General features: G+C 61.9%; 18 protein-coding genes. 5 read left to right on the forward strand and 13 right to left on the reverse strand.

All coding sequences use genetic code 11. The annotated features are described in order from the left end of the window. Positions 1–55 precede the first annotated feature (55 nt). From trpE to CAG02_RS04695, 10 genes are all read right to left on the reverse strand, one after another. A complete protein-coding gene (trpE, locus tag CAG02_RS04650; RefSeq protein ID WP_085709232.1) occupies positions 56–1,534 on the reverse strand; it encodes an anthranilate synthase component I in 1,479 nt (492 codons plus the stop codon). Between the two features lie 71 nt (positions 1,535–1,605). After that, the gene (locus CAG02_RS04655) at positions 1,606–2,424 is read right to left on the reverse strand and encodes a phosphoglycolate phosphatase (protein ID WP_085688443.1); all 819 of its coding nucleotides are present in this window, start codon (positions 2,422–2,424) and stop codon (positions 1,606–1,608) included. Beyond that, a complete protein-coding gene (rpe, locus tag CAG02_RS04660) occupies positions 2,421–3,095 on the reverse strand; it encodes a ribulose-phosphate 3-epimerase (RefSeq protein ID WP_003228808.1) in 675 nt (224 codons plus the stop codon). The genes CAG02_RS04655 and rpe overlap by 4 nt, the downstream gene beginning before the upstream one ends. A gap of 114 nt (positions 3,096–3,209) precedes the next feature. Continuing rightward, entirely contained in the window at positions 3,210–4,358 is a 1,149-nt protein-coding gene (locus CAG02_RS04665; RefSeq protein ID WP_085709231.1) for an iron-containing alcohol dehydrogenase, read from the reverse strand. 205 nt (positions 4,359–4,563) lie between these two features. Then, positions 4,564–5,388, reverse strand: coding sequence for an ABC transporter permease (locus CAG02_RS04670; RefSeq protein WP_085709230.1), 825 nt, complete (start codon positions 5,386–5,388; stop codon positions 4,564–4,566). A 12-nt stretch (positions 5,389–5,400) separates the two neighbouring features. Next, positions 5,401–6,648, reverse strand: a complete 1,248-nt coding sequence (locus CAG02_RS04675) for an ABC transporter permease (protein WP_085709229.1) — start codon at positions 6,646–6,648, stop codon at positions 5,401–5,403. Between the two features lie 141 nt (positions 6,649–6,789). Next, on the reverse strand, positions 6,790–7,833 hold the full coding sequence (locus CAG02_RS04680) for an ABC transporter substrate-binding protein (protein WP_085709228.1): 1,044 nt from the start codon (positions 7,831–7,833) through the stop codon (positions 6,790–6,792). A gap of 48 nt (positions 7,834–7,881) precedes the next feature. Further along, on the reverse strand, positions 7,882–9,006 hold the full coding sequence (locus tag CAG02_RS04685; RefSeq protein ID WP_085667439.1) for an ABC transporter ATP-binding protein: 1,125 nt from the start codon (positions 9,004–9,006) through the stop codon (positions 7,882–7,884). Positions 9,007–9,356: 350 nt separating this feature from the next. Beyond that, positions 9,357–9,986, reverse strand: a complete 630-nt coding sequence (locus tag CAG02_RS04690; RefSeq protein ID WP_085709227.1) for a response regulator transcription factor — start codon at positions 9,984–9,986, stop codon at positions 9,357–9,359. Next, on the reverse strand, positions 9,987–12,386 hold the full coding sequence (locus tag CAG02_RS04695) for a PAS domain S-box protein (RefSeq protein ID WP_085709226.1): 2,400 nt from the start codon (positions 12,384–12,386) through the stop codon (positions 9,987–9,989). A 73-nt stretch (positions 12,387–12,459) separates the two neighbouring features. Here CAG02_RS04695 and CAG02_RS04700 point away from each other — a divergent pair, with 73 nt between their 5' ends. Then, the gene (locus tag CAG02_RS04700) at positions 12,460–13,449 is read left to right on the forward strand and encodes an alpha/beta hydrolase family protein (RefSeq protein ID WP_085709225.1); all 990 of its coding nucleotides are present in this window, start codon (positions 12,460–12,462) and stop codon (positions 13,447–13,449) included. Positions 13,450–13,498: 49 nt separating this feature from the next. On the opposite strand, the gene CAG02_RS04705 is transcribed toward CAG02_RS04700, so the two are convergent. The 3 genes from CAG02_RS04705 to CAG02_RS04715 are packed head-to-tail and all read right to left on the reverse strand — an operon-like array spanning position 13,499 to position 15,955. Next, positions 13,499–14,266: a TerB family tellurite resistance protein gene (locus CAG02_RS04705; protein ID WP_085709224.1), complete on the reverse strand. Its 768-nt coding sequence runs from the start codon at positions 14,264–14,266 to the stop codon at positions 13,499–13,501. A gap of 1 nt (position 14,267) precedes the next feature. After that, a complete protein-coding gene (gene murU, locus CAG02_RS04710) occupies positions 14,268–14,939 on the reverse strand; it encodes an N-acetylmuramate alpha-1-phosphate uridylyltransferase MurU (RefSeq protein WP_085709223.1) in 672 nt (223 codons plus the stop codon). Continuing rightward, the gene (locus CAG02_RS04715; protein WP_085709222.1) at positions 14,936–15,955 is read right to left on the reverse strand and encodes an aminoglycoside phosphotransferase family protein; all 1,020 of its coding nucleotides are present in this window, start codon (positions 15,953–15,955) and stop codon (positions 14,936–14,938) included. Before CAG02_RS04715 ends, murU begins: the two co-directional genes overlap by 4 nt. Positions 15,956–16,085: 130 nt before the next feature. Between CAG02_RS04715 and CAG02_RS04720 the strand changes: the two genes are divergently transcribed. The 4 genes from CAG02_RS04720 to rsmA are packed head-to-tail and all read left to right on the forward strand — an operon-like array spanning position 16,086 to position 21,982. Then, entirely contained in the window at positions 16,086–18,884 is a 2,799-nt protein-coding gene (locus tag CAG02_RS04720) for an LPS-assembly protein LptD (protein ID WP_085709221.1), read from the forward strand. Next, positions 18,865–20,181: a peptidylprolyl isomerase SurA gene (gene surA, locus CAG02_RS04725; RefSeq protein ID WP_139831842.1), complete on the forward strand. Its 1,317-nt coding sequence runs from the start codon at positions 18,865–18,867 to the stop codon at positions 20,179–20,181. The genes CAG02_RS04720 and surA overlap by 20 nt, the downstream gene beginning before the upstream one ends. Then, the gene (pdxA, locus tag CAG02_RS04730) at positions 20,178–21,167 is read left to right on the forward strand and encodes a 4-hydroxythreonine-4-phosphate dehydrogenase PdxA (protein WP_085709220.1); all 990 of its coding nucleotides are present in this window, start codon (positions 20,178–20,180) and stop codon (positions 21,165–21,167) included. The genes surA and pdxA overlap by 4 nt, the downstream gene beginning before the upstream one ends. After that, positions 21,164–21,982: a 16S rRNA (adenine(1518)-N(6)/adenine(1519)-N(6))-dimethyltransferase RsmA gene (gene rsmA, locus CAG02_RS04735; protein WP_085709219.1), complete on the forward strand. Its 819-nt coding sequence runs from the start codon at positions 21,164–21,166 to the stop codon at positions 21,980–21,982. Before pdxA ends, rsmA begins: the two co-directional genes overlap by 4 nt. Positions 21,983–22,050 lie beyond the last annotated feature (68 nt).

Genomic DNA, 22,050 nt, shown 5'->3' on the forward strand with positions numbered 1-22,050 from the left:
AAAACGCGGCGCCCTCAAAGGCGCCGCGTTTTTTTGTGGCTGAATCCCCCGTCACTCAGTCCGGGGTTTGCTCCGCCAGCGCAACGGCACGGAACATCGCCCGGCGCTTGTTGATGGTTTCTTCCCATTCCAGCGCCGGTACCGAGTCGGCAACGATGCCGCCACCGGCCTGCACGTGCAGCTCGCCGTTCTTGATCACAGCGGTACGGATCGCAATCGCGGTGTCCATGTTGCCATTCCAGGCGAAGTAACCGACTGCCCCGCCATACACGCCACGCTTGACCGGCTCCAGCTCGTCGATGATTTCCATCGCGCGGATCTTCGGCGCCCCGGACAGGGTACCCGCCGGCAGGATCGCCCGCAGTGCGTCCATGGCGGTCAGGCCGGATTTCAGCTGGCCGGTGACGTTGGACACGATGTGCATCACGTTGGAATAACGCTCGATGACCATTTTCTCGGTGAGTTTCACCGAGCCGATCTCCGAAACACGCCCGGTGTCGTTGCGACCGAGGTCGATCAGCATCAAGTGCTCGGCGATCTCCTTGTCGTCGGACAGCAGGTCTTCTTCCAGCGCCACGTCCGCCTCTTCGGTAGCCCCGCGAGGACGGGTGCCGGCAATCGGGCGCACGGTGATCAGGTTGTCTTCGACCCGCACCAGCACTTCCGGCGAACTGCCGACGACGTGGAAATCGCCGAAGTTGAAGAAGTACATGTACGGCGTCGGGTTGAAGCAACGCAGCGCGCGGTACAGATCGATCGGCGCAGCCTTGAAGTCGATCGACATGCGCTGGGACGGCACGACCTGCATGCAGTCACCGGCGAGGATGTATTCCTTGATGGTGTCGACGGCTTTTTCGTAGTCATCCTGGGTAAAACTGGAGCGGAACACCGGCTCGGCCGCCTGCTGCTTGCTGAAATCCAGGCCACGGCGCGGGGTGATCGGCTGACGCAGTTTTTCCAGCAGTTCCTGCAACTGCGCCTGACCCTGCTCGTAGGCATCGGCCTGCGCCGGGTCGGCCAGCACGATCGCGTGCATCTTGCCGGCGAGGTTGTCGAAGACCACCACCGCATCGGAGACCATCAGCAGAATGTCCGGCACGCCCAGCGGATCCGGGTTCGGGCACTTGCCGAGGCGCTTCTCTACATAACGCACGCAGTCGTAACCGAAGTAACCCACCAGGCCGCCGTTGAAGCGCGGCAGACCAGCGATGGTCGGCACGTTGTAGCGAGCCTTGAAGGTTTCGACGAAGGCCAGCGGGTCTTCGACGTCGTGGCTTTCGGTCTCGACGCCATCGACGGTGATGCTGACGTGATGGTCATGAACCCGCAGCACAGTGCGGCACGGCAGGCCGATGATCGAGTAACGGCCCCATTTCTCGCCGCCCTGCACCGATTCGAGCAGGTAGGAGTTGGGCTGGTCGGCCAGTTTCAGGTAGATCGACAGCGGGGTGTCGAAGTCGGCCAGGGTTTCGCAGGCCAGCGGGATGCGGTTGTAGCCGTCAGCGGCCAGACGCAGGAATTCTTCGCGGATCATAGGGTGCCTCGTGGTGTGAGGTGCAAATCAGTCAGGTGTGCAAACGCGCCGGCAAGCCGGCCAGGAACAAGTCAGGCGCGCCAACGCCAGCGGGCCAGGGCCTTGATGACTTTCATCCAGAGTTTGCGGGTGACCACCACGATGGCGTTTCCAGAAGGGGATTGAGAAGCGTCGGGCAACGTTATCTCAGCGGCCGTATCCAGGCAACCGGGAATTAACTTGCGCAGATCGTCGATCACCAGCGCCGGGGATTCCTCGGCAATCGGCCGGCCATGGTTGTAGCCATAGCTCAGCGCGACACATTTGACCCCCGCCGCTTTCGCCGCCAGCACGTCACTGCGCGAATCACCGACGAACAACGATTGCGAAGCCGGAATGCCGGACATCTTCATGACGAAGAACAACGCCGCCGGATCGGGCTTCTTCTGCGGCAGGGTATCGCCGCCGATGATCCACTTGAAGTAGCGGCCGATCTTCATCTGATCCAGCAGCGGCGCGACGAAGCGCTCCGGCTTGTTGGTGATCAGCGCCATGGCCACGCCTTGCTTGTGCAGCCATTTCAGGGTGTCGCGCACGCCGGGATAGACCACGGTCAGCTCATGGCTGGCGCCATAGGCTTCCATGAACACCTCCAGCGCATGCTCGGCTTCGACGTCATCCACAGCGGAATGGTCGATGCCGCCCGCCAGCGCCCGACGCACCAGCACCGGCGCACCGTTGCCGACCCACTCGCGCACCGACTCGATACCGGCAGGCTTGCGCCCGAGGGAGAGCAGCATGTTATCCACTGCCGCCGCCAGGTCGGGTACCGAGTCGATCAGCGTGCCATCCAGATCGAACATCACCAACCGCGGCAGTTGCCCCGGGAACAGCTGCTCAAAACCGCTCATGGGCGGGCCAGCGCCAGTTCGGAACGCATCTTGTCGATGACTTCCTGATAGTTCGGCGCATTGAAGATCGCCGAGCCGGCCACGAAGGTGTCGGCACCGGCAGCAGCGATTTCACGGATGTTGTTGACGTTGACGCCGCCGTCGATTTCCAGGCGGATGTCACGGCCCGAGGCATCGATGATCGCGCGGGCTTCGCGCAGCTTGTCGAGGGTGCCGGGGATGAATTTCTGCCCGCCGAAGCCCGGGTTGACGCTCATCAGCAAGACCATGTCGACCTTGTCGATCACGTACTTGAGCACGTCCAGCGGGGTCGCCGGGTTGAACACCAGGCCGGATTTGCAGCCGCCTTCACGGATCAGTTGCAGCGAACGATCGACGTGCAGCGTAGCTTCCGGGTGGAAGGTGATGTAGGTGGCGCCGGCCTCGATGAAGTCGCCGACGATGCGGTCCACCGGGCTGACCATCAGGTGCGCGTCGATCGGCGCGGTGATGCCGTACTTGCGCAGCGCGGCGCAGACCATCGGGCCGATGGTCAGGTTCGGCACGTAGTGGTTGTCCATGACATCGAAGTGAACGAAGTCGGCACCGGCGGCCAGAACGTTGTCCACTTCCTCGCCCAGGCGGGCGAAGTCGGCGGAGAGAATCGACGGAGCAATAACGAAGGGCTGCATGACGCACCTTTTCTGAGCTAAATCACGATGGCGCGCATTGTATACCTCAAGTTTCCGCGCGCGCACCGTGACCGCGATGATTGGGTTGTGCCATGACGGATGACCGGCGGGTTCTCAGTACGCCGCCCGGTAGATCTTCTCGATGTCGCCAGCGCTGAGCTTGCGTGGGTTGTTGCGCATCAGGCGCTCGATCCCCGCGGCTTCTACGGCCATGGCCGGGATCGCGTCTTCGGGCACGCCGAAACTGCGCAGCCCCAGCGGGATTTCCACCGCAGCACACAGTTCGGTCATTGCCGCGACGGCGCTATCGGCCGCTTCATTGAGACTCAGATGAGCGGTCTTCACCCCCATGGCTTCGGCAATATCCTGCATCCGTTCGACGCAGGCCATCTTGTTCCAGGTCATGACATACGGCAGCAACAGCGCATTGCTGACGCCGTGGGCAATGTTGAAGCGCCCGCCCAGCGGATACGCCAGCGCATGCACCGCGCCTACCCCGGCATTGCCGAACGCCATGCCGGCCATCAGGCTGGCGGTGGCCATGTCTTCCCGGGCCTGCAGGTTGGAGGGATTGGCGTAGGCCTTGGGTAAAGATCGGGCGATCAGCTTGATTGCGCCGATGGCCAGCGAATCGGTGATTGGCGAGGCATTCAACGACAGGTAGGACTCGATGGCATGCACCAGGGCATCGACACCACTGGCGGCAGTGACACTGCGCGGACAGGTCAGGGTCATTTGCGGACTGACCAGCGCCACGTCCGGCAACAGGTAATCGCTGACAATGCCCTTCTTCAATTGCGCGACCTTGTCCGAAAGAATCGCCACGTTGGTCACCTCGGAACCGGTGCCGGCCGTGGTCGGGATGGCGATCAGCGGCGGGCCCTTGCGCGGCACCTGATCGACGCCGAACAGGTCTTCCAGCGCGCCGTGATAACCGGCGTACGCCGCGACACTCTTGGCGATGTCGATGGCACTGCCGCCACCGAGGCCGATCAGCCCGTCATGCCCGCCCTCGCGATAGACGCGCATGCAGTCCTCGACGATGGCGATTTCCGGATCCGGCAGCACCCGGTCGAAAATTTCGTACTCGCGCTCGCCGATCTGCGCCAGCGCCAGCTCCACCGTGCCGGACTTGACCAGCGCGGCATCGGTGACGATCAGCGGGTTGTCGATGTCCAGCCGCGTGAGCTCGGCCGCCAGTTGCTCGATGGCCCCGGCGCCGGTGATCAGTTTGTGAGCGATCTTGAACGAGGAAAGACTCATCGTGCGCAGCCTCTTATAGATGTGGGAGCTGAGCACAAGCGTAGCTGGGGAATTGGGGTTGTCTGTCATTCAGCGCATGAATGAGCAGAGCAACCCTTGTGGGAGCGAGCTTGCTCGCGAAGGCGACGTCACATTCGTCACCTGTATCGCCTGACACATCGCTTTCGCGAGCAAGCTCGCTCCCACAGGTTTTGGTGGCGGACTCTCAGACCTGAGCGGTGCGCAGTTTTTCGCTACGCCCACGCAACCACTCCAGCGTCAGCAGCAGGATCACCGAGAAGGCAATCAGCAGAGTGGCAGCGGCGGCAATCGTCGGACTCAGGTTCTCGCGAATCCCGCTGAACATCTGCCGAGGCAACGTCGCCTGCTCGGGACCTGCGAGGAACAGCGTCACCACCACTTCATCGAACGATGTCGCGAAGGCAAACAGCGCACCGGAAATCACCCCCGGCGCAATCAGCGGCAAGGTCACCCGGCGGAATGTCACCAGCGGTGAAGCCCCAAGGCTGGCCGCCGCCCGCACCAGGTTGTGGTTGAAGCCCTGCAAGGTCGCCGACACCGTGATGATCACGAACGGCACACCCAGCACCGCGTGCACCACGATCAGCGAGAAGAAACTGTTGCCCAGGCCCAGCGGCGCGAAGAACAGGTAGCTGGCCACACCGATGATCACCACCGGCACCACCATCGGCGAAATCACCAGCGCCATCACCAGCGCCTTGCCGGGAAAATCGCCACGGGTCAGGCCGATGGCCGCCAGCGTGCCGAAGACCATCGCCAGCACGGTCGCGGCCGGAGCGACGATGATGCTGTTCTTCAGCGAACGCATCCATTCCGCCGAGGCGAAGAAGTCCTGATACCAGTGCAGCGAAAAGCCCTGCAGCGGGTACACCAGGAAACTGCCCGAGTTGAACGACAGCGGCACGATCACCAGCACCGGCAGGATCAGGAACAACAGGATCAAGCCGCAGAGGATCCGCAAGCTGTAGAACCACACCCGCTCGACGGGCGACATATAAGGACTCAGCATTTCAAATTCCCCTTAGCTCAGGCGCAGGCGACTGGCGCCCACCAGCCAGCTGTAGATCAGATAAAGCACCACGGTCGCCAGCAGCAACAAACCGCCCAGCGCAGTGGCCATGCCCCAGTTGATGCTGGTGTTGGTGTAGAACGCGACGAAGTAGCTGACCATCTGATCGTTCGGGCTGCCCAGCAGCGCCGGGGTGATGTAGTAGCCGATGGCGAGGATGAACACCAACAGGCAACCGGCGCCGACACCGGCATAGGTCTGCGGGAAGTACACCCGCCAGAAGCTGGCGAATGGATGGCAGCCGAGGGAAATCGCAGCGCGCATGTAGGTCGGCGAGATGCCTTTCATCACGCTGTAGATCGGCAGGATCATGAACGGCAGCAGGATGTGCACCATCGAGATGTAGACCCCGGTGCGGTTGAACACCAGCTCCAGCGGTTTATCGATGATGCCCATTGCCATCAGTGCACTGTTGATCAAGCCGCCAGATTGCAGCAACACGATCCACGCGGCGACTCGTACCAAGATTGAGGTCCAGAACGGCAGCAGCACCAGAATCATCAACAGGTTGCTTTGACGCGACGGCAGGTTGGCCAGCAGGTACGCCAGCGGATAAGCGAGCACCAGGCAGATCACGGTGATGATCAGACCCATCCAGAAGGTCCGGGCGAAGATGTCGAGGTAGATCGCCTGATCCGGGGTCGCCGGGGCCAGTTCGCCGAGGTCGTCGATGCGGTGATCCACCGCCGCCAGCAGGTAGAACGGGGTGATGCTGCTGGTGTTGCGCTTCACCGCTTGCCAATAGGCCGGATCGCCCCAGCGTTCGTCGAGGCCTTCCAGCGCTTCTTTATAAGAGGCCGGTTCGCTGGCGAAGGGCAGCGAGCGGGCAGTTTTGGTCAGCAGGCTGCGATAGCCGGCCAACTCCATGTTCAGGCGCTTGGACAGATCGCCCAAGGTCTGGTTTTTGCGGGCTTCGGCGAGATCTTCGCCGGCGGCCTTGTAGACCGGTTCAGCGGGCAGTCCGCGACCGTCCCAACTGGCGATGGCCGCCACGGTGCGAGGCATGCCGCCCACCACTTCCGGGTTGCCGACGCTTTTGTAGAGCAGCGCCACGATCGGCACCAGGAACACCAGCAACAGAAACAGCACCAGTGGCGCGATCAGCGCCTGGGCTTTCCAGCGGTTAACCCGCTCGGCGTGCTTGAGCCGCTGCTTCAAGGTGGGGCTGTTGCCCTCGTTCAGGGGAACGGCGATAGCCATGACGTACTCCGCAAATCTTTGATCAATCGAAAATGTGGGAGCGAGCCTGCTCGCGATAGCGTTTTCGGACTCAACATTGATGCCGACTGACACACCGCAATCGCGAGCAGGCTCGCTCCCACAGGAGGGCGAGCCCTCTACTTACTTCGCAGCCCAGGCGTTGAAACGCTGCTCCAGTTGCTCACCGTTGTCAGCCCAGAAGCTGACGTCGATCTGCACCTGATTGGCGATGTTTTCCGGGGTGGTCGGCATGTCTTTCAGAATCGCCTTGTCCAGCAACGGCACGGCCTGAGAGTTGGCCGGACCGTAGGCGATGTTTTCCGAGTAGGTCTTCTGCTGCTGCGGCTGCACCGAGAACGCGATGAATTTCTTCGCCGCTTCGGCACGTGCCTTGTCCAGGCCTTTCGGGATGGCCCAGGCGTCGAAGTCGTAGATGCCGCCGTTCCACACCACTTTCAGGTTGGATTCTTTCTGCACGGCAGCGATACGACCGTTGTAGGCCGAGCTCATGACCACGTCACCGGAGGCGAGGTACTGCGGCGGCTGGGCGCCGGCTTCCCACCACTGGATGTTCGGTTTCAGCTCATCCAGTTTCTTGAATGCGCGGTCCTGGCCGTTCTTGCTGGCCAGTTCCTTGTAGACGTCTTTCGGCGCAACGCCGTCGGCCATCAGTGCGAATTCGAGTGTGTACTTGGCGCCTTTGCGCAGGCCGCGCTTGCCCGGAAATTTCTTGGTGTCCCAGAAATCCGCCCAGCTGGTCGGTGCGGTTTTCAGCTTGTCGGCGTTGTAGGCCAGTACGGTCGACCATACGAAGAAGCCCACGCCGCAAGGCTGGATCGCGCCTTTGACGTAGTCTTCGGTCTTGCCGAACAGCGCAGGATCGAGCTGCTCGAACATGTCTTCGTCGCAGCCACGGGACAGCTCCGGCGATTCAACCTCCACCAGATCCCAGGAAACGCTCTTGGTATCGACCATGGCTTTGACCTTGGCCATCTCACCGTTGTACTCGCCGGCGACGATCTTGCCGTTGCCCGCCGCTTCCCACGGTGCGTAGAAGGCTTTGACTTGCGCCGCCTTGTTCGCCCCGCCAAACGACACCACGGTCAGATCCGGGCCGGCAGCCATTGCGCTTGCCGCACCCATCAGGCCCAGGGTCAGGGCTGTGAACTTCAGGGATCTCAACATTTATTGTTCTCTCCACGTGCAGGGTTGGTGTTGGTATTGCGGGGCGTTTTAGTGCGCCTCTAAAAGTGGGTCGAGTGCACGAACGTGCTCGACCTGCCAGCCAAGCGGAACCACGTCGCCGACCGCGAGCGCTGGATCGAGCTCGGCAATCGGTTGTTTCACGAAGAAGTCGGTCTTGCCGCAGACTTCCAGGCGCACCCGGACGTGGTCGCCCAGATAGATGAATTCGGCCACCCGCCCGGAGAAGCGGTTGACGCATTGGTCGCTCGAACCGTTGAGGCTGACGCGCTCCGGCCGGATCGACAGGGTGACGGGTTCACCGGTCTGGCCGATGTTGACCGCCAGCGCCTCGACCTTTTCCCCACGACCCAGCTCGACCACGCAGCGCTCGCCGCTCTGGCTGAGCAGGCGACCGTTGAGGCGGTTGTTCTCGCCGATGAAGTTGGCGACGAAGGTGTTCTTCGGTTCTTCGTAGAGGGTGCGCGGCGGCGCGATCTGCTGGATCTCGCCCTGATGGAACACGGCAACGCGGTCGGACATGGTCAGGGCTTCGCCCTGGTCGTGGGTCACGTAGACCACGGTCACGCCAAGACGCTGGTGCAGGTGTTTGATTTCCATCTGCATGTGTTCGCGCAGCTGTTTGTCGAGGGCGCCGAGGGGTTCGTCCATCAGCACCAGTTGCGGCTCGAACACCAGCGCACGGGCCAGCGCCACACGTTGCTGCTGGCCGCCGGACAACTGCGCCGGATAGCGCGAAGCGAAGGCATCGAGCTGGACCATGCTAAGGACTTTCTTGACCTTGTCGCTGACGTCGCTCTTGTTCAGGCCACGCACGGTCAGCGGGAATGCCAGGTTCTCGGCGACGGTCATGTGCGGGAACAGCGCGTAGTTCTGGAACACCATGCCGATGTCGCGCTTGTGCGGCGGCACGTTGTTGATCGCGCGCCCGGCCAGGAGGATTTCGCCGGCGGTCGGCGTTTCGAAACCGGCGAGCATCATCAGGCTGGTGGTCTTGCCGGAGCCGGACGGCCCGAGCAGGGTCAGGAACTCGCCCTTGCGGATGTCCAGGTTGAGGTCTTTGACGATCAGGTTCTCGCCGTCGTAGCTCTTCTGCACTCCACGAAAGCTGACCAGCACATCGCTGGCCCCTGCGTTTGATTCGACCTGGCTCATACCCACACCTTTGTTATTGATGACTGCTGTGGGATTAAGCCTAGTGGCTGCTTGCAGTCACGCAAATCGGGGCGCAGGAGAGAATCGCCTCAGCCGGATGGAAGGCCGGGGGTAGGGATTGCCCTACAAGGATGGCGCTAATAGATAGAGCAGTTGCGAGTGTTGAGCTGCAAGCCGCAAGAACAAGCAAAAGCGCGTGTCGCTTATGGATATGCCCAATATCGCAGGATCGATGAAGAAACCTGTGGGAGCGAGCTTGCTCGCGAAAGCGGTGTGTCAGTCGCCATCTTTTCTGTCTGACACGGCCTCTTCGCGAGCAAGCTCGCTCCCACAGTGGATAGAGGTGTGGTTCAGAGAAGTTTGTGTTCCATCGCGTACTTCACCAGTTCGGCAAGTGAAGTGATGTTGAGTTTCTGCATCAGCCGCGCCTTGTGGGTGCTGATGGTCTTGCTGCTCAAGGCCAGTTGCTGGGCGATGTCATTGACGTTGGCGCCCTGGGCCAGGCGTTCGAACACCGAGAACTCGCGCTCCGACAGCAACGAATGCAGTGGCCGTGTATCGGTCAGGCCGACTTCGAAGACCATCCGGTCGGCCAGTTCCGGATCGATGTAGCGTCCACCCGCCGCGACCTTGCGGATTGCCGTCAGCAGCAGCGCCGGATCGCTGTCCTTGGTCGCATACCCGGCGGCGCCGACCTTCAGCGCCCGGGCGGCCATCTGCGCTTCGTCGTGCATCGACAGCACCAGAATCGCCGGCGGATTGTTCAGTGCGCGGATGCGTGGAATCGCTTCCAGCCCGTTGACCCCGGGCATGGAAATATCCAGCAGCACCACCTCGCACGGCACATTGCGCAGGGTCTCGAGCAACTGTTCGCCATTGCTCGCCTCCCCCACCACTTGCAGATCCTTGGCCAGGCCGATCAATTGCTTGATGCCTTCGCGAACGATGGTGTGGTCTTCGGCTACCAGTACACGGATCACTTACTTCTCCTCATCCAGAGGCACCCGCACGCTCAGTGTGGTGCCCTCGCCCGGCGCGCTGTCGAGTGACAATTGCCCGCCCATGATCAACACCCGCTCGCGCATGCCCACCAGTCCAAAGGATGTCGGCCTGCCCGCAGCGGCGACAAATCCTACGCCATCATCGCTGACCGTCAGACACAAATCGGCGCCGTTCAGCGCCAGCGTCAGTTCCACAGTATGCGCCTGGGCATGGCGCATGACGTTGGTCAGCGCCTCCTGGAGGATGCGGAACAGGCCGATGGCCTTGGCGTCGCTCAGCGGCGGCAGATTGTCCGGCACCTGCACCAGACACGGAATCTGCGTGCGCGCCTCGAATCGCCGGGCCTGCCATTCGATCGCCGAGGCAATCCCGGCATCGAGAATCGGCGGGCGCAATGCCGTCGCTACGTCGCGCACCAACTGGAACAACTGGGCGATCAGGCGTTTCATGCTGTTCAGGCGCTCGTTCAGACCCGGGTCGAGTTGCGCGTAGGCCAGTTCGCACATCGATGTCTCCAGTTTCAGCACCGTCAGCATCTGCCCCAGTTCGTCGTGAACTTCACGGGCAATGCGCGCCTTCTCCTCTTCCCGCACGCTTTCGAGGTGCGCCGACAGTTCGCGCAACTGCTCCCGCGATGCCGCCAGCTCCAGTTCGATGCGCTTGCTTTCGGTGATATCCCAGACGATGCCGTCCCAGACGTAGGCGCCATCCTCCAGTTGCCGGGTGATGGCCTTGATCTCGGCCCAACGCTGCTCGCCCTGGCGCGTCAGGATCCGCCCCTGCCACGACCAGTCGCTGTCGGTGTCCAGCGCATGGTCCTGAGTCTGGTGATAACCGGCCTTGTCGTCCGGATGCACCAGGCTGCGTAAACCCATGTCGCGATGGGCGATGGCGGCCGGTGCGTAGCCCACCAGACTCTCGCTGCCCTCACTGATGTAGGCAAAGTCGATCTGCCCGGTCACCGGCGCCCGCTCCAGGCGGAACACCAGCCCCGGCACGTTGGCCGCGATGCCTTGCAGGCGCGCTTCGCTTTCCTGCAACGCGGCCAGGGCCCGCCGGCGTTCGGTCACGTCGGTGAGGTAGACCACCAGATACTCACTGTCGCGAAAGCGCAGAAAACTCAGCGACACATCCGCCGGCAACACACTGCCATCGGCCCGCATGCAGCTCGTCTCGAAACTGAGGGGCCCTTCTTCGCTGGCCCGGGCGCGCTTCCACAAATTGAGCCAGCGATCCATGTGCAGGCCGGGTTCGAAGTCGATCAACGGGCGCTCGATCAGTGCGCCCTGTGGATAACCGAGCATGTGTTCCGCCGCTCGGTTGGCGTAACGCACGTGGCTGTCCCAGTTGACCCAGAGAATGCCGACGGTGCTCTGGTCGATGGAAAACTGGGTCAGGCGCAAGGCTTCTTCGCTGGCCGCGCGCAGGGCGATGTCTTCCCGGGCGGCCAGCAGGCGTTGTTCGAGACTGCGTTGCTGACGCCGCTGCCAAAAAACAATCGCCGCGCAACTGAGCAGCAACACGGCGAACAGCAGGCTCAGGTTCTGCCAGAACCCCGGCGATTCCGAAAGCCGTGGGTATTTGGGTTGCAGCCATTGCGTGTGCAGGCGCTCCAGATCTTTCGCCGGGATCGCCCGCAAGGCGCTTTCGACGATCCCGGCCAGTTCCGGCCAGTCGCGACGGGTGGCGACTCGCAGCAGTTGCGGCAGACCGATGTCACCGACCACCACCAGCCCGGCAAACTCCGGCTCGGTCGACAGCCGCCCCAATTGCGCTTCGTCCACCACCGCGTAAGACGCTTGCTGACTCAACAGCAACTGCAAGGCCTGACGCTCCAGCGGCACGCCCTGCAGATTCAGATGGGGATAGTTGCCGCGCAGATAATCAGCGGTGACGCTGGGCATGCGCACGGCAACCCGGGCCTGGCTGTCGAGTTTTTCCAGTTCGACCGAACTGCTGACTTTCTGATCACTGACCACCAGTTGCGGCACGCGCATGTAGGGATCGGAGAACTGCCAGAGGCGCAGTGAGCCGGGTGTCTGGGTTAGGCCCGGGGCGATATCGATTTCGCCCTCCCGTGCGGCGGCTTCGAGTTGTTCCAGATCGGGGAAGTTGCGCCAGCTGAGTTCGATGTCGAGGGCCTTGGCCATCCACTTCATCACCTCGACATTGGCCCCGGACAGCCGCTGCAGACGCCGGTCGTATTGCGCGTACGGTGCCTGCAGAATCAGGCCGACACGCAGTTCATTGTGCCCGGCCAGCCACTGATGCTGGCTCGCCGACAGCTGCGCAGCATGACTCGGCGGGGCAGGCGCGGCCCAGCCCATCAAGGGAAACGCCAGACAGCCGATAACCCACAGGCAGTAAAAACGCATCATTGAAATCCCATACACTGACAAATTCTGACCAACCCATTAGGCTGCCGGGATACTTTCTGGCCTGGAATAACCGATGCCCCCTGTCTCTCGCCTGGCAATGCCAGCATTGTGCCTGTCGCTGATCCTGCCTTGTGCCTTTTCCGTCGAAGCCGCCGATCCGGCACCCGCCCCTGCCGCGGAAAAACCCGCCGAAGAAAAACCGGTCGAACGCCAGCCACTGCTTGAGCGTAGTCAGGAAGAGGCCTCGGCACTCGAACGCAAAGTCCCGGCCCAGGAACAACAACAGTTGCAGGCCGGCAGCGATACCTTCCTCGCCCTGTGGAAACCGGCCAACACCGCCGACCCCAAAGGCGTGGTAATCCTCATCCCCGGTGCCGGCGAAACCGCTGACTGGCCCCAGGTGATCGGCCCGCTGCGGCGTAAACTGCCGGACGTCGAGTGGAACAGCCTGAGTATCACCCTGCCCGACCTGCAAAGCGATGCCATCGCACCACGCGTGGTCGAAGCACCGGCAACGCCGAAAACCGCCGATGCCGGCAGCAAGGATTCGACCACCGCCCAACCGATCGAGCAAGCCGCCGGTGGTGAAGCGGACGTGGCTGACAAGGTCGTTGCCGAGACCACTGAAGAACAATCCAAGGCCGACGCCGAGCGAATCTTCGCCCGCATCGACGCGGCGATTGCCTACGCCGAACAGCAAGGCGCACACAGCATCGTGGTCCTCGGTCACGGCACTGGCGCCTATTGGGCCGCACGGTTCCTCAACGAAAAGCAGACCGCGCAAGTGGAAAAACTGCTGATGGTCGCCGCGCAAGTGCCGCCCAAGGCCAAGCCTGAACTGGCAGAGCTGACACCACTGTTGAAACTGCCGACGGCCGATATCTTCTATATGGACAAGCCGCTGGATCGCAACGCCGCGCTGGAGCGTTTGCAGGCCAGCAAGCGCTTGAAGACGTCGTCGTTCAGCCAGGTCGCGCTCAAGGCGCTGCCCGACAACAAGGCCGAGCAGGAGCAATTGTTCCGCCGGGTGCGCGGCTGGCTGAACCCGCAAAACCCGGACTGACCGACCACACAAAAAAAGATCGCAGCCTGGGCTGCGATCTTTTTTTCATCTAGCGGAAATCCCGCCGCTCGCGAATCAATGTGTAGGCATTGTGCAATTCACGGGTCTTTTCAGTCGCCTCGAGCACCTGGGCCGCCGTCGCCCCCGCCCCGGCCACCTTGTCCGGATGATGACGACTGAGCAGGCGACGGTAGGCGCGTTTGATCTGTGCCGGTTCGCTGGTCGCCGACACGCCGAGCAGGCGCATCGCGTCCTGATAACTCACCGCCGCGCTGACGATCGGGCGCTTGTGCGGTTCGTAATCCGCCGCCAGCGCCTGAATCTGGTGAGTCGTCCAGCCCAGCCACTTGCCCCACTGCGCCAGCAGTTCTCGCTCGCTGCTGCCGGCCCGGCCGTCGGCCCAGACCATCCGCCAGCAAGCACGCAACACGCCTTCGGCAGCATGGGGTTGAGCACTCAGACGCCGCAGATAACCGCGCAGGCGATCCCCACCGGACTTGCCGCGATTGAACGCGGCAATGGCCCGACGCTGCGCCGGCTCGCTCATGTCCAGCGCGCGCATCTCCTGACGCGCCTGCTGGATATGGCCGTCGGTGACCCGCCCGTCGCTCTTGGCCAGACGCCCGAGCAGGACGAACAACAACTCGTCGTTGCGCAGCATCGGCTGGCCGCCGAGTTTTTCCCGCAAATGTCCCCAGCTCTGCAAATGCAGGCGCCGATCCAGCGCCTGCCCCAACAAAGCCCCAAGCATGGCCCCCGGAATGCTGGCGATAGCAAAACCCGCTCCGGCTCCAATCAGAGTCCCTGGCCACAACATATCAGCGACTCGCTTCTATCAAGGTTTCGGCTTCAGCCAGACGCTCGTGCGTACCGACATCAACCCACTGACCTTTCAGTCGCTCACCGCTGACCTGCCCGTCCGCCATGGCCTTGCGCAGCAACGGTGCCAGTTTGAAGGCGCCGTCCGCGCAGCCATCGAACAATTGCGGGTGCAGCACGGCGATGCCGCTGTAGGTCAGGGTCGGCGCTTGCGGTTGGCCGTCCTGTACCTGATCACCGACCAGGCTGAAGTCGCCGGTCGGGTGGTGCGCCGGATTGTCCACCAGCACCAGATGCGCCAGTCCGCTGATCGGCTGGTGCAGCATGCTGAAGTCATAATCGGTCCAGATATCGCCGTTGACCACCAGGAACGCTTCGTCGCCGAGCAGCGGCAAGGCGCGAAAGATCCCCCCACCGGTTTCCAGTGGCTCGCCCTCGGGCGAGTAACGGATGCTCAGGCCGAATTGCGAGCCGTCACCCAGGTAATCTTCGATCTGCTGGCCGAGCCAGGCATGGTTGATCACGATTTCGCTGAAACCCGCCGCCGCGAGGGCGCGCAGGTGATACTCGATCAATGGCACGCCAGCGGCACGCACCAGCGGTTTGGGGGTGGTCAGGGTCAGCGGGCGCATGCGCTCGCCTTTGCCGGCCGCCAGAATCATTGCCTTCATGCCGTCACTCCGGCACGCAGGCTGACCAGCAGCGCCTGCAGTTGCGCCAACTCCGGACGGCGGGCGATCACCGTTTCTATATAAGCGAAGAAACGCGGCACGTCGGCCAGGTATCGAGGCTTGCCATCACGGTGACAGATGCGGGCGAAGATCCCGATGACCTTCAAGTGACGCTGCACACCCATCAGGTCGCTGGCACGCAGGAAGTCTTCGAAATCCGGCTGCACGGGGATGTTGAGCGCTGTCGCCTGCTGCCAGTAGTTTTCCAGCCAGCCGCGCACACGCTCTTCAGGCCAGCTGAGGAAGGCATCCTTGAACAGGCAGGTCACATCGTAGGTCACCGGGCCGTACACCGCGTCCTGGAAATCCAGCACGCCAGGGTTCGGTTCACTGAGCATCAGGTTGCGCGGCATGTAGTCGCGGTGCACCAGCACTTTGGGCTGGGCCAGCGCGCTGTCGATCAGCAGATCGCTGACCTGCTGCCATTGTTGCTGCTGAGTCGCGTCGAATTCGATGCCCAGCTCGCGCTTCACGTACCACTCGGGGAACAGTTCCAGCTCACGGCGCAGCAGCGCAACGTCATAGCTCGGCAGCGGTGCCACCATCGGCAACTGCTGAAAAGCCAACAGCGCCTGCAAGGCATCGCTGAACAATGCGTCGGCATTTTCGCCATTGATCACGTCGAGATAGGTCTTGTTGCCCAGGTCATTGAGCAAAAGAAATCCGCGATCGAGGTCTTCTGCATAAATTTTCGGCACGTTGATACCGGATTTCGCCAGCAAAAAGGCGATATCCACGAACGGTTTGCAGTTTTCCTGGGGTGGTGGTGCGTCCATCACGACGAAACTGCGACCGGCGCCTTCCCAACGGAAATAACGGCGGAAACTCGCGTCGCTGCTGGCCGCGATCAACGTGGCCGGGGGTACGGCACCCCAGCCCTGCTCGGCAAAAAGGGTCGCCAACTGTTCATCGAGCCAAACTTTCAGGTGTTGCAAGCGTACATCTTGGTCAGGCATTGCAAGGGTCTCCGACGGCGCTAGCCGTCAAGCGGGTCATGCTTTATTATCCAGCATCTTTTTCAGACCATCGAGAGGCGTGCGGCCCACACCGCGGGCAGATGGCACGCAGGAAGCCCGGACTAATAAGATGGCATTGAAATCCCCCGCGTTTCGTAAAAAATTTCCGTTGTTGGTAACCGGCAGTCTGCTGGCTATGCAACCTCTGGCCAGTTCATTCGTTGTCGCCGCCGAGCAGTATGACTGCGCGGTCTCGGCTACGGGCGGCTGGGCCTGTTCGCCGAAGACGCCGACGGCTGCATTGCCACCGCGTCCGGTGCATGACGGCAGTGCCGTCAGCGCTGCCGGCGAAGCCCCGGCCGAGAACGGCAGCGCTTCGGACTCCGGTTCCAAACCCGTGCTGGTCACCGAGTCCAAGGGCCGCGGCCTGAAATCCCGTAGCGAAGACTACAGTCACCTCGACTGGGTTCCGCGCGAGAAGCTCACCGCCGCCCAACTGGCCGAGACAGGTCCTTACTGCTCTGGTTCCTATATCGAACCAATTCGTCCTGGCATGAATGACAAGACGAATAAAAGTGACGCCCCGACCTTCATCGGCGCGAAAGCGTCGCGCTACAACACCGAAGATCAGGTCGGCACGCTGGCCGGTGACGTGGTCCTGCGTCAGGGCAGCATGCAGGTCGAATCCCAGGAAGCGAGCCTCTACCAGGCCGAGAGCCGCGCCGAACTCAAGGGCGACGTGCGCATCCGCGACAACGGCGCGCTGATCGTCGGCGACCACGCCGATGTGCAGCTCGACACCGGTGAAGCGAAAGTCGACAACGCCGAATACGTGATGCACAAATCGCGCATCCGCGGTAACGCGCTGTACGCCAAGCGCGCCGAAAACGCGATCATCCGCCTGAAGGACGGCACGTACACCACGTGCGAACCGAACAGCAACGCCTGGCAGCTCAAGGGCAACAACATCACCCTGAACCCTGCCACCGGCTTCGGTACCGCGACCAACGTGACACTGCGGGTCAAGGACATTCCGATCCTGTACACGCCGTACATCTATTTCCCGATCGACGACCGTCGTCAGTCGGGTTTCCTGCCGCCGACCATCGGCACCGGCAGCGACACCGGCTTCATGCTGGTCACCCCGTACTACTTCAACCTGGCACCAAACTACGATGCCACGTTGTATCCGCGCTACATGAGCAAGCGCGGCCTGTTGATGGAAGGCGAATTCCGTTACCTGACCAAGTCCAGCGAAGGTCAGTTCGGTGCCGCGTACCTCAACGACGAAGACACCGATCGCAGCAAGCAGAGCGATTACGAAAAAAATCGCTACATGTACAACTGGCAACACAAGGGTGGCCTGGACTCCCGCGTGTTCACCCAGGTTGACTACACCAAGATCAGCGATCCGTATTACTTCCAGGACCTGACCACCGACCAGATCGGTGTGAAGAGCCAGGACTACGTGAATCAGCAGGGTTCCGTCACCTATCGCGGCGACAGCTACACGGCTCGCCTGAACGCTCAGGCGTATCAGCTGGCAACCGTGTCGAACATCACGCCATACGACCGTCTGCCGCAGATCACCTTCAACGGACAGCTGCCGTATCACCCGGAAGGCCTGGATTTCGATTACGAGACCGAGATCGTTCGGTTTGATCGCGACCTGAAAAACGGCAACTTCACGAACGAAGACGGCACTGTCGAGCCGCGTCTGGACAACAACATCCAGGGCCTGGCCCGCGCCAACGGTGACCGACTGAATCTGAAGCCTGGCGTCAGCCTGCCGATGAACTGGACCTATGGCTTCCTCAAGCCATCGCTCAAATACCAGTACACTCAGTACCAGTTGGATCTGGACGGCACCGGCAAGTCTCAGATTGCTGCAATGTCGCCGGAAAACCAGAATCTCTACGGCAAGTTCAGCAGCAACCAGAACCGTGGCGTACCGATTGCAAGCATCGACAGCGGACTGTACTTCGACCGCGACACGTCCTACTTCGGCAAGAACTACCGTCAGACTCTGGAACCACGTCTGTTCTATCTTTATGTACCCGAGAAAGACCAGTCTGATATTCCAGTGTTCGACACCAGCGAATACACCTTCAACTATGCCTCGCTGTTCCGTGACAACCGCTTCTCCGGTTCCGACCGTGTCGGCGACGAGAACAAGCTTTCGTTGGGCGTGACCAGCCGCTGGATCGAAGAAGATGGCTTCGAACGTCAACGCATCAGTGTTGGCCAGGCCTTGTACTTCAAGGATCGCGAAGTCCAACTGCCAGGGATCGATGCCAAAACCCGCGACGATGCGCATTCCAATGTCTCGCCATACGCGCTGGAATACGAATACCGCTGGAACCGCGACTGGCGCACCACTGCCGACTACAACTGGGATCCGGACAGCCGCAGCCCTCGTTCCGGCAGCGCGATGTTCCACTACCAGCCTGAAGACAACCCGAACAAGGTGGTCAACGTCGGTTATCGCTATCGCAACGACCAGGTTCGTTACGACCAGAACACCGGTAAATGGTCGGTGGGCGGTGGTGACTACGGCACCCCGGGCCAGCCTGGTTATGTGAAGGACTACTACAAGATCCAGCAGCATGACTTCTCGGTCATTTGGCCGATCGTTCCACAATGGAGCGCCATCAGCCGCTGGCAGTACGACTACAACCGCAACCGCACGCTGGAAGCCTTCGGTGGTTTCGAATATGACAACTGCTGCTGGAAACTGCGCCTGATCAACCGCTACTGGGTCAGCTATGACGAATTCAGTCAGAACGCCCCGGAAAACGAAAAAGGCGACCACGGCCTCTTCCTCCAAATTGTTCTGAAGGGACTCGGCGGCCTCACCGGCGCCAAGACTGAGAGCTTCCTCGACAAAGGCATCCAAGGTTATCGTCAACGTGAAGACCAAGCTTTCTGATTGTCTGCGCCCGCTGATGCTGGGCGCGCTGTTCCTGGGTACTGCGGCGAACGCCGCAGTACAGTCCATCGATAAGGTTGTGGCCATCGTCGACAACGACGTGGTCATGCAGAGCCAGCTGGATCAACGCGTCCACGAAGTTCAGCAAACCATCGCCAAGCGCGGTGGCGGCTTGCCGCCTCCGGGCGTGCTCGATCAGCAGGTGCTCGAGCGCCTGATCGTCGAAAACCTGCAGCTGCAGATCGGCGAACGTTCAGGCATCCGCATCACCGATGAAGAGCTGAACCAGGCTGTCGGCACCATTGCCCAGCGCAACAACATGACTGTCGACCAGTTCCGCGCGGCACTGGCTCGCGACGGCCTGAGCTACGAAGGCGCCCGTGACCAGATCCGCAAGGAAATGATCATCAGCCGTGTGCGTCAGCGCCGAGTTGCAGAACGCATTCAGGTATCGGAGCAGGAAGTGAAGAACTTCCTCGCCTCCGACCTGGGCAAGATGCAACTGTCGGAAGAGCTGCACCTGGCCAACATCCTGATTCCGACCCCGGAAAGCGCCAACTCTGAAGCGATTCAGAGCGCCGCACGCCAGGCGATGGAGGTTTACCAGCAACTCAAGCAGGGCGCTGATTTCGGTCAACTGGCCGTTGCCAGATCCGGCAGCGACAACGCCCTGGAAGGCGGCGACATGGGCTGGCGTAAAGCCGCTCAACTGCCACCACCGTTCGATCGTGAACTGAGCGCCATGTCGCCAGGCGACATCACTCAGCCTGCGCGCACTCCGGGTGGCTTCATCATCCTGAAGCTGCTGGAAAAACGCGGCGGCGAAAGCCAGATGCGTGACGAAGTGCATGTGCGCCACATCCTGGTCAAGCCAAGTCCGGTCCGCGACGAAGCCAAGACAAAGGAACTGGTTCAATCGCTGTATAACCGCATCGAAGCTGGCGAAGATTTCGCCGAACTGGCGAAAAAATACTCGGAAGACCCGGGTTCCGCCCTTAACGGCGGTGACCTGAACTGGATCGACCCGAACGCACTGGTACCGGAATTCCGCGCCGTGATGGCCAAGTCCCCGCAGGGTCAGCTGTCCAAGCCGTTCCAGACCCAGTACGGCTGGCACGTTCTGGAAGTCCTTGGCCGTCGCGCCACCGACAGCACCGAACAGGCCCGTGAGCAGCAGGCAATGACCGTACTGCGCAACCGCAAATACGACGAAGAGCTGCAGACCTGGCTGCGTCAGATCCGTGACGAAGCGTACGTAGAGATCAAACTCCCTGGTGCAGACCAGGCAGCGCAGTGAAACCCAAGCGTTTCGCGCTGACACCCGGCGAACCAGCCGGCATCGGTCCCGACCTGTGCCTGCTGCTCGCCTCGCAAGCCCAGCCACATCCCCTGATTGCCATCACCAGCCGCGACCTGCTCCAAGAGCGGGCCGCGCAGCTGGGGCTGGCCGTCAGTCTGCTGCCCGTTTCGCCCGGTCACTGGCCGGACGTTCCGGCGCCGGCCAACAGCCTTTTTGTCTGGGACACCCCGCTCAGCGCCCCCGTGGTCGCCGGGCAGCTGGACAAGGCCAACGCCGCATTCGTCCTTGAAACCCTGACCCGCGCCGGCAATGGCTGCCTGAACGGCGATTTCGCCGGGATGATCACCGCCCCGGTGCACAAGGGCGTGATCAACGAATCCGGCATCGCCTTTTCCGGACACACCGAATTCCTCGCCGACCTGACCCACACCGCCCAGGTGGTGATGATGCTCGCCACCCGCGGTTTGCGCGTGGCGCTGGTCACCACTCACCTGCCCTTGCGCGACATCGCCGATGCGATCACGCCGGAGCGACTGGAACGGGTCACGCGGATCCTGCACGCCGACCTGCAAGACAAATTCGGCATCGCCCGACCGCGCATCCTGGTCTGCGGGCTCAACCCGCACGCCGGTGAAGGCGGACACCTGGGCCATGAAGAAATCGACATCATCGAACCAACATTAGAGCGCCTGCGCGGCGAGGGCATGGACCTTCGTGGCCCGCTGCCTGCCGACACTCTGTTTACCCCCAAATATCTGGAGCACTGCGACGCAGTGCTGGCGATGTACCACGACCAGGGCCTGCCCGTGCTCAAGTACAAAGGCTTCGGCGCTGCGGTCAACGTGACCCTGGGCCTGCCGATCATCCGCACCTCCGTCGACCATGGCACCGCCCTGGATCTGGCCGGCAGCGGCAAGATCGACACCGGCAGCCTGCAGGTCGCCCTGGAAACCGCCTACCAGATGGCCGAGACCCGTTTATGACCGAGCAATACCAACACAAGGCGCGCAAACGCTTTGGCCAGAACTTCCTGCACGATGCTGGCGTCATCGACCGCATCCTGCGCTCCATCAGTGCCAAGTCCGGTGACCGGATGCTGGAAATCGGCCCGGGCCAGGGCGCGCTTACCGCCGGCATTCTCAATTCCGGCGCACAGCTGGACGTGGTCGAACTGGACAAGGACCTGATCCCGATCCTCAACCAGCAGTTCGCCGGCAAGAGCAATTTCAACCTGCATCAGGGCGATGCGTTGAAGTTCGACTTCAACACCCTGAATGCTGCGCCGAACAGCCTGCGCGTGGTCGGCAACCTGCCGTACAACATTTCCACGCCGCTGATTTTCCACCTGCTGAACAACGCCGGCATCATTCGCGACATGCACTTCATGTTGCAGAAGGAAGTCGTGGAGCGTCTGGCCGCCGGCCCGGGTGGCGGCGACTGGGGCCGTCTGTCGATCATGGTTCAGTACCACTGCCGGGTCGAACATCTGTTCAACGTCGGCCCGGGCGCTTTCAACCCGCCGCCGAAGGTAGACTCGGCCATCGTGCGCCTTGTACCGCACGCGGTACTGCCGCACCCGGCCAAGGATCATCGCCTGCTGGAGCGCGTGGTGCGCGAAGCCTTCAACCAGCGCCGCAAGACCCTGCGCAATACCCTCAAGCAATTGCTGAGCAACGCTGAGATCGAGGCCGCCGGCGTCGATGGCAGCCTGCGGCCCGAGCAGCTCGATCTGGCCGCATTCGTGCGCCTGGCCGACAAGCTTGCCGAACAGCCCGCGAAAACACCTGCAGCCGACTGACAGGCAATCATCGCGCTCGGGCAGGACACCGCTCTGGTCTCCTGCCCGATACTTGCCTAGACTCAATC

The organism is Pseudomonas sp. R43(2017), assembly GCF_002112345.1.
Classification (GTDB): Bacteria; Pseudomonadota; Gammaproteobacteria; order Pseudomonadales; family Pseudomonadaceae; genus Aquipseudomonas; species Aquipseudomonas kribbensis.